This is a genomic window from Nitratifractor sp., assembly GCF_015487065.1.
GTDB lineage: Bacteria > Campylobacterota > Campylobacteria > Campylobacterales > Sulfurovaceae > Nitratifractor.
Window position 1 is genome coordinate 1 of the sequence record NZ_WFQN01000143.1, and the last position, 10,176, is coordinate 10,176.

11 protein-coding genes are annotated in these 10,176 nt (G+C 57.9%); all 11 read right to left on the reverse strand.

Annotated features, from left to right (window positions below):
• Positions 1 to 315: 6-phosphofructokinase (locus F8I07_RS08015; RefSeq protein ID WP_292658102.1), on the reverse strand; the 315-nt coding region annotated here is incomplete at its 3' end.
• Entirely contained in the window at positions 315 to 1,988 is a 1,674-nt protein-coding gene (gene glgP / locus F8I07_RS08020; protein WP_292658104.1) for an alpha-glucan family phosphorylase, read from the reverse strand. The genes F8I07_RS08015 and glgP, both read right to left, overlap by 1 nt.
• Positions 1,989 to 1,990: 2 nt before the next feature.
• Positions 1,991 to 3,256, reverse strand: a complete 1,266-nt coding sequence (locus F8I07_RS08025; RefSeq protein WP_292658106.1) for a glucose-6-phosphate isomerase — start codon at positions 3,254 to 3,256, stop codon at positions 1,991 to 1,993.
• Complete coding sequence (pgm, locus tag F8I07_RS08030) at positions 3,253 to 4,902, reverse strand: phosphoglucomutase (alpha-D-glucose-1,6-bisphosphate-dependent) (protein WP_292658108.1); 1,650 nt, start codon at positions 4,900 to 4,902, stop codon at positions 3,253 to 3,255. Before pgm ends, F8I07_RS08025 begins: the two co-directional genes overlap by 4 nt.
• 218 nt (positions 4,903 to 5,120) lie before the next feature.
• Positions 5,121 to 5,546 (reverse strand): glycine zipper 2TM domain-containing protein, encoded by a 426-nt coding sequence (locus F8I07_RS08035; protein WP_292658111.1) that lies wholly within the window; start codon positions 5,544 to 5,546, stop codon positions 5,121 to 5,123.
• Positions 5,547 to 5,656: 110 nt separating this feature from the next.
• Positions 5,657 to 6,505, reverse strand: a complete 849-nt coding sequence (lipA, locus tag F8I07_RS08040; protein WP_292658114.1) for a lipoyl synthase — start codon at positions 6,503 to 6,505, stop codon at positions 5,657 to 5,659.
• Positions 6,506 to 6,515: 10 nt separating this feature from the next.
• On the reverse strand, positions 6,516 to 6,929 hold the full coding sequence (locus F8I07_RS08045) for a PIN domain-containing protein (RefSeq protein ID WP_292658116.1): 414 nt from the start codon (positions 6,927 to 6,929) through the stop codon (positions 6,516 to 6,518).
• Entirely contained in the window at positions 6,926 to 7,174 is a 249-nt protein-coding gene (locus F8I07_RS08050) for a ribbon-helix-helix protein, CopG family (protein ID WP_292658119.1), read from the reverse strand. Before F8I07_RS08050 ends, F8I07_RS08045 begins: the two co-directional genes overlap by 4 nt.
• Positions 7,175 to 7,271: 97 nt before the next feature.
• On the reverse strand, positions 7,272 to 7,784 hold the full coding sequence (locus F8I07_RS08055) for a hydrogenase (RefSeq protein ID WP_292658122.1): 513 nt from the start codon (positions 7,782 to 7,784) through the stop codon (positions 7,272 to 7,274).
• A gap of 144 nt (positions 7,785 to 7,928) precedes the next feature.
• Positions 7,929 to 9,323, reverse strand: a complete 1,395-nt coding sequence (locus F8I07_RS08060; RefSeq protein ID WP_292658125.1) for an NADH-quinone oxidoreductase subunit C — start codon at positions 9,321 to 9,323, stop codon at positions 7,929 to 7,931.
• A gap of 214 nt (positions 9,324 to 9,537) precedes the next feature.
• On the reverse strand, positions 9,538 to 10,176 hold a 639-nt coding region (locus F8I07_RS08065), incomplete at its 5' end, for a proton-conducting transporter membrane subunit (protein ID WP_292658128.1).

The window sequence follows — 10,176 nt, forward strand, 5'->3', positions numbered from 1 at the left end:
AAAGGATCCGTCACCGCCCAGAACCACCAGGCCGTCGATCCCGTGCTTTTGCAGATTCTCGTAGGCCTGACGGCGGTAGGCGGCCTCGTAGAAGCGTTTGGAGCGGGAGGAGCGGATCACACAGCCGCCCCGGTGGAGGATCCCCGCTACATCCCGGTGCTCCGCCTTTTTGATCCGGCCATCGATGAGACCCTCCAGACCGTCATAGACCAGGTAGGGTTCTTCCCCTCTTTTGTAGACGTAATCGACGAATTTTTTCACCGCCGCGTTCATTCCCGGGGCGTCACCTCCCGATCCCATAATCGCCAGTGCCATCAGCGCTCCTTCGTCTCTGTCGAGTCGGACTCGTAGTCATAGAGCTCCCGATAATACTTTTCCACCATATTCTGGGAGTTGAAGTAGATGAAGATATCGTTCATACCGTTCTTGACGATCTCCATCCACTTCTCCGGTTTCTCATAATAGAGGGGCAGAATCTGCCGCTCCAGTTTGTCCATCATCGTCTCGTAGTCGATGCGGTCGATCTCTTCGTTGGGAAGGGTGGGGTCAGCATGGGGAATGGTGAAGGAGTTGATACCGTCTTTACCGAATTCCGCATGCCAACCGTCGTCGATGGAGAAGTGGACCGACGCGTTGATCCCGGCGCTCATGCCGCTGGTTCCGCTGGCCTCCCTGCCCCATCGGGGGGTATTGAGCCAGAGGTCCGATCCCTGTTTGAGCAGTCTGGAGAGACGCAGCTCGTAACCGGTAAGCACGGCGACGTTTTTGAACTCCCGGCTTAGATGGACCAGTTCGTTGAAATCGGCCACGGCCCGTTCGTCCAGAGGATAGGGTTTGCCGGCCCAGATGATCTGAATGGGATACTTTTCGTTGCCGATCAGCGCCCGGAAGCGCTCCATATCCCGGATCAGCAGCTTGGGGCGTTTGTATTCGGCGAAACGCCGCGCCCAGACCAGGGTCAGGACATTGGGATCGAAAAGCTTGCCGGTCTGATCCGCCACCTCTTCGAAGAGCTGGTGTTTGAGATGCTTTTTGCGGCCGATGAGCTGATAATCCTCATGCTCCTGCATCGCGCTCACGAGCTGCTTGTCGGACCAATACCGCATATTCTGGGCGTTGGTAATGCTGATGATCTCACAGCGGCCCGGGACATCTTTCCACATCTCGTTGGCCACGCCTTCGTGGATTTTGGAGACGGCGTTGGCCCGTTTGGAGACTTTCAGGGCCCCGACGGTCAGAGAGAACTCCCGATCGTAGTAGTCAAGCCTCTTCTGAACCTCTTCAAGAGTAAAACCGTTGAAAAAGCCCATCCGAGAGAGGAAACCGGCTTCGTGGGTCTCGTTGCCCGCCATCTCCGGCGTGTGGGTCGTAAAGACGATATGGCGTTTGAGCTCTTCAAACTCCGGATACTCCTTCATCAGTTCAAAGGCCAGCGGCAGGGCATGGCCCTCGTTGAGATGGTAGATATCCACATCGATTCCCAGGGCCCGAAGCGCCCGCACCCCGCCAATCCCCAGGACGATCTCCTGGGCGACGCGGGTCTCGGGGTTGGCATCGTAGAGTTTGTGGGTGATGGTCCGGGAGAGGTGGTCGTTTTCGAAGATATCGGTGCTGAGCAAAATCACCGGCGCTGACTCGAAGGTCTCGGCGGGGAGGAGAAAGGCTTTGATCTTGACCGGTTTGCCGTTGATCATCACCTCCACGACCACGCCGGTCTCCTCCAGAAAGTAGTAGAACTTTCGGCGGTAGTCGATCTTGAGGGAGTTGTCCTCGTAACGACTCTGGTCATAGTAGCCGTAGCTCCAGAGGATCCCCACTCCTACCGTATTCTGCCGTCGATCGTTGACGCTACGCATATGGGAACCCGCCAGGAATCCCAGGCCCCCTGAGTAGGTCTTGAGCGCCTGGTCGATGGCAAACTCCATGGAGAAGTAGGCCACCGGCCGTTTGAACGATTCATCGAACGCATAAGGAAAGAGTTTTTGCATGGTTAGGCATCACCTTTGTCTTGAAATTTCTGTCGCAGAATCTGCTTGCCCAGCTCCACCCCGGGCTGATCGTAGGTGTTGATATCCAAGAGAGCGCCGGCAACGGAGGTGAGCAGCTCGTAATAGAAGATCAGCTCTCCGATATTTTCGGGGCTGATGCCGTCCAGGACGATCCCGTCGGTGGGCACCCCCTGCTTGCGGATGCTCTCCCAGGTCGCTTCGCACTCCGCATCGAGGAGCTCTCCGACGCTATGGCCGTTGATGTAGTCGTTTTTTTCGATATGTTCCAGACGCAGATCGGGGATCGTGATATCCCGGGGAAATCGATCGATCTTCAAAAAAGTCACGGTCTTGTCGCGCGGCCCTTCCATGATCAGCTGAAGGAAACTATGCTGATCCACCGAACCGATATGTCCCAGGGGTGTCAGGCCCACCCGCTCTCCTTGGGCGTCGATCTTGCCCAGGGATTCCCCCCAGAGCTGAACATACCATTTGGTCAGATCCTCCAGGTGGGTCCCATAGGCAAAGAGGACATTCATCGGGCGTTCCCGCCAGTGACGCACATAAAAGGCCCCTTTTTGCAGAATATGATCCGCCCGGCGGTCAAAAAAGTCCTGATGGAGCTTTTGGGCGCCTTTGAGCAGAGCACAGACGTCGTAACCCGCCAGAGTCAGAGGCACCACTCCAACGGCACTGAGGACAGAAAATCTCCCGCCCACATTGGCGGGAATGAAAAAGCTTCTGAGTCCATGCGCGTCGGCATAGCGGTGCAGGATAGATCCCTCGTCGGTAATGACGAAGATCCGTTCTCTGTCCGCCCCGTCCGGTGCCAGCCCCAGGCGGTCGATCAGGACTTTGTAGAGGGTGGTCGTCTCGATGGTTCCCCCCGATTTGGAGATCACGCAAAAGAGGGTACGCTCCCGCTCCAGCGTCTCGATTTTTTCCAAAACTTCCAGGGGGTCGGGATTTTCGAAAAAGACCATCCGCTTCGCCCCAGGCGTGACCGGACGCAGGATCCGATCCACCGCCTTGGCCCCCAGGGAAGAGCCGCCGATACCGATGACGACGACGGTGTCGGCCTCTTGCACCGTCGAGGTAGGGAGCAGCGTCGCTTTCACCTCTTCGACAATCATCCGGGAGCGTTCGGGCAAGAGATAATAGCCGCTGATCCCCTTTTCCTGCTCTTCCACGAGGTGATAAAAAGCCTCTTCAGCCGCGGCCTTCGCCTCCGCCGCTTCCTGCCAGTCGATACGATACTCGATCATCATTCTTCTCCTTCGTCCTGATCCTTCAGGGAGCGAACCATCGCCTGCCCCTCCTCCTGCAGTTTGGCCAGATGTTCCTCGGAAAGGAAGCTCTCAGCATAGATTTTGTAGATTTCCTCGGTGCCCGAGGGACGCATGGCGACCCAGCCGCTCTTGGTCACGATCTTGAGGCCCCCGATGGGGGCGTCGTTGCCCGGGGCGTTGGTATAGATCGCTTCGATCCTCTCTCCGGCCAGTTCCGTCAGCGTCACGTCTTCGGCACGCAGGGCTTTGAGCCTGGCTTTGAGTTCCCGATCGGCGGGAGCGTCGATGCGGCTGTAGTAGGCCCGTCCGAAGCGTTCCTCATACTCCCGGTAGATCGCGGCGGGATCTTTGCCCGTCACCGCCAGAATCTCTGCCGCCAGGAGGGTCATAATGAGACCATCCTTGTCCGTCGACCAGGCGCCGCCGTCGTAGCGCAGGAAACTCGCTCCCGCGCTCTCTTCGCCGCCGAAGGCCAACTCTCCGGAGATCAGGCCGGGGACGAACCACTTGAAGCCCACGGGGACTTCATAGACCTTCCGGCCGAAGCTCTCGGCCACCCGGTCGATCATGGCGCTGGAGACCAGAGTTTTGCCGATCTGTTTCTCCGGCTCCCAGCTCCGATATTCGCAAAGGTACCCTACCGCGACGCTCAGGTAGTGGTTGGGGTTCATCAAACCGCCCGCTTTGGTGACGATCCCGTGGCGGTCGGCGTCGGTATCGTTGGCGACGATCAGATCGTAATCGCCTATAGACTCTTCCAACCCTTTCATGACCCAGGGAGAGGAGCAATCCATCCGGATCTTTCCGTCGTGGTCCAGTCGCATGAAGGAGAAGGTCGGATCGATTCGTTGGTTGATGAGAGTCAGATCGATTCCCCAATACTCCCGGATCATCTCATAGACCGGCAGGGCCGTTCCCCCCAGAGGATCGGCCCCGATCCGGACCCCGGCACTGCGGATCGCCTCCATATCCACGATCTCTCCCAGACGGCGAACATACTCTCCGACATAGTCGTAAACCGAGATTTTCTGAGACTTTATCGCCTCTTCGAAACCGTTGCGGCGCACCCCCTGCAGTCCTTTTTCCAGATAGGCATTGGCCCGCTTCTCGATCCAGCCCGTGATGTGGGTATCGGCGGGGCCGCCGTCGGTGGCGTTGTATTTGAAACCGCCGTCTTCGGGGGGATTGTGCGAGGGAGTGACGACGATGCCGTCGGCTTCGTTATCGTGATGAGCGTTGTAGTGCAAAATGGGCCGGGAGATCAGCGGGGTCGGCGTATACTCCTCTTTTCCCGCGATACGAACCTCCACTTCGTTGGCGCTCAAAACTTCGAGGGCGGTACGAAAAGCCGGCAGGGAGAGGGCGTGGGTATCCCGCCCGATAAAGAGTGGACCGGTGATCCCCTGCTCCCGGCGGTAGTCACAGACGGCTTGGGTCATCGCCGCGATATGGTCTTCGTTGAAACTGTAGCGCTGCGCGGATCCCCGATGTCCGGAGGTTCCGAAAGCGATACGCTGATCGGGGAGAGTAGGATCGGGATGGAGGAGATAGTAGTCGCTGATAAGACGGGGAATGTCAACAAGGTCTGTCGGGGGGACCGGCTTTCCGGCGAGGGGATGAGGCATGGCTCTTCCTTCATTTTTATTCAAAGGTAACGGAAAAGTCCTTTTGAAAGTGACCCAATGGATCATCGTCATCCTGAACCTGATTCAGGAACAACGGTATTCTGGATTCCGGTTTAGATCCAAAATAACCACAATTTTTCAGAGGACTTAATAGACATCAGACTTAGAGGATTTCTTCTCCTCCTAGTCCACATTATTTGCAAGGCTCAGCCGAAGGATCAGAGCGGCTCGACGTTGCCGACTTGGTTGCCGTTGTAGAGGACTCGGACTCGCTCACCGGGATAGAATTGCGTTCCTTTGCGAACGACCACGATCGTTCGGCCGTTCTTGAGTCGAATCGTCAGCTCTTGAGCGTTGGCTTTGGAGACTTCATTGCCTACATAGGTACCCGCAAGACCGCCTGCAACCGACGAGAGGATTCTTCCTTTGCCTTTGCCGATGGTGCTGCCCAGCGCGGCACCGGCGACGGCGCCCAGGAGCGTGCCGACCGGGCTATTGTCTTGGACGGCCACGTAGCGGATCGATTGCACCGTCCCCGTTTCGGCTCGCATGACCTGAGTGGTCGCCGTTTGTGAAACCGTCGGCAGGGAATACAATCCCGCACAGCCGCTCAATCCCGCGGCAACGGCTGCAGAGATAATCATTGTCGTGATTCGTTTCATACTTTCTCCTTCGATTTTGTTATGGAATGATTATAACAAAAGGAGAGAAACGTTTGGAAAAGATTTGCACGCCGAACAGCAAGGGATCCGGACTACTCTTCTCCCAAACGTTCCGCATAATAAGAGCTGCGCACGAGCACCCCCGAAGCGACCGCCTCGAAGCCGATGTCTCGGGCGGTCTTTTCGAGCATGGCGAAATACTCGGGAGGGTGGTATCGTGCTACCGGGGCGTGGCGGGGGGTGGGCTGCAGATACTGGCCGATCGTCAGCTCCCGCACCCCGGCGGCATGGAGATCGGCCATCGTCTCCAGCAATTCCTCCGTCGTCTCCCCCAGCCCAACCATCAGGGAGCTCTTGACAGGGCCGTCGAATTGCTCGGCGTAGTAGCGCAGCACTGCCAAGGAGCGGTCGTAGTCGCTCTGGGGACGGATGGCCGGAGAGAGGCGGCGGACCGTCTCTTCGTTGTGGGCCAGTTTGTCAGGCCCGGCGGCGAGGACGGTGTCCAGAGCCGCCCGGTCTCCCCGGAAATCGGGGGTGAGCAGCTCGATCTTCACCTCCGGGGCACTCCGGCGGATCGCCTCCACCACCGCCGCAAACTGCCCCGACCCGTAATCGCTCAGATTGTCCCGATCCACCGAAGTGATCACCGCATAACGGAGCCCCAAATCCCGCACCACCGCCGCAATCCGCTCGGGTTCTGTAGGATCGGGGGGGAGTCCCCGGCCCGTCTTGACGTTGCAGAAGCGGCAGGCGCGGGTGCAGGTATCCCCCAGGATCATGAAAGTCGCCGTGCCGCGGGCATAACACTCGGTCCGGTTGGGGCAGGCGCTCTCCTCGCAGACGGTGGTGAGGCGATGGTTGCGCAGAATATCGTGGGTTTTGGCGATCAGGTGGGGATCGGGGGCTTTGACGCGGGGTTTGAAGGGATGCTCATTGCTCATCGGTCACTCGTCATTGGGGGAGGATGTTGCGGACGAATCGTTTTTTGAGGGTTCGATAGATGGAGAAGTCACTGTCGATGCTGATGATCTCTTCGATCTTTTCCCGATGGGCCAGATAGATCAGGGTCGCATCGGCCAAATCCATCGGGACGTTGGTGTAGGTGCGCATCATGTCGATCATATCGCCCAGTTCGTCACGCGTGATTTCCGGCAAAGTGATCGCCCCCCGATGGATCCATTCCAAAAAATCGAGCTGCACTTGCACGTTGAAGTCGAGCATGTGGCTCACTTCGGTCAAAACTGGCCAGCTGCTTACAAGCTCACCCTCGAAGGATCTCAGAAAGTTCAGAACCCTTTCATGATGGCGATCGCTGCGGTCAAAAAGGGCGATCAGGGGCCCGCTGTCGATGAGCACCCGTCTCATCGGCCCGTTTTCTCGGCGATTTTTTCTTTGAGCTGTTCTTTGTAACGGATGGAGTTGTCTTCCCGGCCGCTGCCGAAACGTCCAAAGAGTTCCGCCCCTAGTTCAAACGGGGAGGATTGCCGTTCTTCGCGGTTAAAATAGAGTTCCAAGGCCTCTTTGACCACTTCCGTTTTCGTGCTGCGGCGATAGCGGGCTTCTTTGTCGATTTTTCGTTCCATCTCTTCCGGGAGTCTGACGGTCAGCATAGCAGATCCTTTTGGATTGTATGACACAGTGTATTACAAATGGGAAGTTTTGTCAAGAGAGGCAAAGGAAACGGATCTAATTCTCCATCCTCAATTCTCAATTCTCCATTGTCTCAAGAAACCCCACCAACCCTTCCAGGATCGCCTCGGGGCTGGGCGGGCAGCCGGGGATGTGGTAGGCCACGGGCAGATGCTCGCCGACCGGGCCTTTGACGGCGAAGGTGCGCTCGATGGGGCTTTTCAGCGCCGGGCAGTCGCCCAGGGTGATGCACCATTTGGGTTCGGGGATCTGCTCCCAGGCATCCAGGACATGGGGCAGCATGTTCATCGTCAGCACGCCGCTGAGGAGCATCACGTCCGCATGCCGGGGCGAAGCGACGAAGTGAATTCCCAACCGCTCCAGATCGTAATAGGGGTTGCTCAGCGCGTTGCACTCCGCTTCGCAGGCGTTGCAGCTGCCGCTGTCCACCATCCGGATCGATAGAGAACCGGCGAAGTGCTTGGCGATTCCTTTTTGGAGCCGTTTGCGAAGCTCGGCAAGCCGCGCATCCAGCTCCGGCTTCTCGGTCAGAATCCCCGTTTTGAAACGTCGCTGCCAGTATCGGAACATTGTCAGCCTTTGTTATTGGTTTATTGGTTATTGGGAGCGCCTTCGGCGCTTTCTGATCGTGGGATGGCAATCCCACGCTACAAATTTTTCCATTATCCATAACTCATTACTAGTTACTAGTTTCTAGTTACTAGTTCTTCTCGTTTATAGGTCGTTCCCCGCATAACTCAGATCGCAGCTTTTGTTGATCAGCGGGAAATCGGCGATGATGTTGTCGGGCATCAGGGTCGGCAGGGCCTGCCAATTGATAAAGCTGGGATCCCGGAAAAAGAGTCGGCTGATCGTCCCTGCTTGCAACTCCACATAGAGGTAGAGTTCCCCCAGAGAGCTCTCGACGAAGGCTTCGTAGGCTCCATCCCGCGGCTCGGCGAAACGATAGGGCTCGGGCTCCGCCTCCTCGGCGAAGCGGCGCATGAGCTCCAGAGAGGCTTTGATCTCGGCGATGCGGACCTTGAAGCGGGCGGCCACGTCGCCGCTCTCTTCCAGGACCGCGGCAAAGCCCCGCTCGGTGTAAAAAGGATCGCTCATCCGCACATCCCGCTCCAGGCCGCTTGCCCGGGCCATGACCCCCACGCAGCCGTACCGGAGCGCTTCGGCTCGCCTCAGAATCCCCGTGGTGTCCATCCGATCCCAGAGTGAAGGGATGTCGGTGATCCAGCTCTCGAACCATTCGATCGCCTCTTGATTTCGCTCGATCCACGCTGTGAGCGCCGCCTTGTCCCAATCCCCCGTTTCACCGAAGATCGCATCGAAGCCGAAGCGATGCCCCGTCAAGGCGGCCATCAGACGCCGCGCCTCTTCGGCCCGGGCCGAAGCGTAGGCCAGGGCCGCCGCGAATCCTGCGTCGTTGGGGATGAAGCCCAGATCGGTCCAGTGGTGGATGATCCGCTCCAGCTCCAGCAGCAGCGCCTGCCGGGCCCGCTGCGGCGTAGAAGTCGGCGTCCTCGAAGCCCGCTCGGCAATCCGTGCCAGGGCGATCTGGGCGGTGACGCTCTCGTTGCCGCTGATGCGGGCGACGATGGGAGCGACTTCCAAGAGATTTTTGCCCTCGCAGCTCTTTTCGATGCCGCGATATTTGTAGAAGTGGCGTACCTCCTGATGGAGCATATCCTCCCCCGCCTGGGAGAAGTGAAAGTGCCCCGGTTCGATGATCCCGGCATGGATCGGTCCCACCGCCACCTCAAAGACCCCTTCCCCGCCGACGACGGCGTAGCGGTAAGGGCGATAGGGAGCCTCCTCAAGCACTGTATCCCGGTCAAAATCCCGACGCATGGGATAGATACCTTCAGGCCAGCGCTCATGGTGCAGCAGCGGCCGGGTGTCGAAAGCCCCCTCGAAACGGATCCCGAAATCCTCCATGATCTTCCGCTCGAACCAAACCGCCGCCGGGTAGCGGGGCATCAGACTCGCCGCTTTCGCCTCCTCACGATCGATCCGCTCGCTTTGGATCGCTTCGTCTTCGAAGCGGGTCAGGATCTCGAGCCGATCCCCCCGATCGACGGCGAAACGGGCGATGAGGCGTTTTTTGTTCTCGTTCATTGATGGACCTCGTTTGTTATTGGTCTATTGGTTATTGGTGTATTGGGAGGGATCAAAAAATGATGTGTCGGATGAAATCTGTCATTCCGGACTCGATCCGGGATCCAGGGCTTTGAATTCCCATCGTAGCGTGGATCCTGAATCAAGTTCAGGATGACGGGTCCCAAACCATCTTCCATCTTCCATCCTCCATCTTCCATCCACATCCCTTCCATTACACAATGCTCTTCAAAAACACCAGCGTCCCGGGCAGCAGAAGTGCGACAAGGCCTACGGCGAAGATCGCCAGCGCCGCCACTTCGGAGCTGTAGACCACTTTGCTCGTCTCCTCCCCCTCGTATTTCATCGACTGATAGATCGCCACGAAACGGTAGAAGATCACCGAGAGCAGCACCAGCAGCAAAGTGATCGCCCCCAGCATCGCCAGGAGATGGTGGCTGGCCTTGGCGTTGTCGATCATCGCTCCGAAGCCGTAGAGTTCGGAGAAAAACATCGGGCTGGGAGGGAGCGAGACGATCGCCAGCATAAAGAGCCCCACCAGAAACCAAAAGAGCTTGCCCTGCACTCCGTGATAGCCCCGGAGTGCCCCGGCGAAGCGGTAGCGGCCTCCCGACTCCAAGACTCCGGTGGAGAGGAAGAGCGCCGGTTTGAGGAAGGCGTGAGCGCCGAAATGCAGCAGCGCCGCGAAGGTTCCCCCGCTGACCCAAAAGAGCGCGATCAGTGCCATGTGCTCGACTCCGGAGAGGCTGAAAAGGCGCATGAAATCCTTGGCCCGGAAAATGAGAAACGAGACGATAAAAAGTGTGAGCAGGGTATAGATGAAGACGAAGAGAAAGAGATGGTCGTAGTTGAC

What these genes read in the sequence shown, in the direction of transcription:
- glgP (WP_292658104.1), bottom strand. Translation starts at nt 1,988, where the DNA reads ATGCAAAAACTCTTTCCTTATGCGTTCGATGAATCGTTCAAACGGCCG.
- F8I07_RS08025 (WP_292658106.1), bottom strand. Translation starts at nt 3,256, where the DNA reads ATGATGATCGAGTATCGTATCGACTGGCAGGAAGCGGCGGAGGCGAAG.
- pgm (WP_292658108.1), bottom strand. Translation starts at nt 4,902, where the DNA reads ATGCCTCATCCCCTCGCCGGAAAGCCGGTCCCCCCGACAGACCTTGTT.
- F8I07_RS08035 (WP_292658111.1), bottom strand. Translation starts at nt 5,546, where the DNA reads ATGATTATCTCTGCAGCCGTTGCCGCGGGATTGAGCGGCTGTGCGGGA.
- lipA (WP_292658114.1), bottom strand. Translation starts at nt 6,505, where the DNA reads ATGAGCAATGAGCATCCCTTCAAACCCCGCGTCAAAGCCCCCGATCCC.
- F8I07_RS08045 (WP_292658116.1), bottom strand. Translation starts at nt 6,929, where the DNA reads ATGAGACGGGTGCTCATCGACAGCGGGCCCCTGATCGCCCTTTTTGAC.
- F8I07_RS08050 (WP_292658119.1), bottom strand. Translation starts at nt 7,174, where the DNA reads ATGCTGACCGTCAGACTCCCGGAAGAGATGGAACGAAAAATCGACAAA.
- F8I07_RS08055 (WP_292658122.1), bottom strand. Translation starts at nt 7,784, where the DNA reads ATGTTCCGATACTGGCAGCGACGTTTCAAAACGGGGATTCTGACCGAG.
- F8I07_RS08060 (WP_292658125.1), bottom strand. Translation starts at nt 9,323, where the DNA reads ATGAACGAGAACAAAAAACGCCTCATCGCCCGTTTCGCCGTCGATCGG.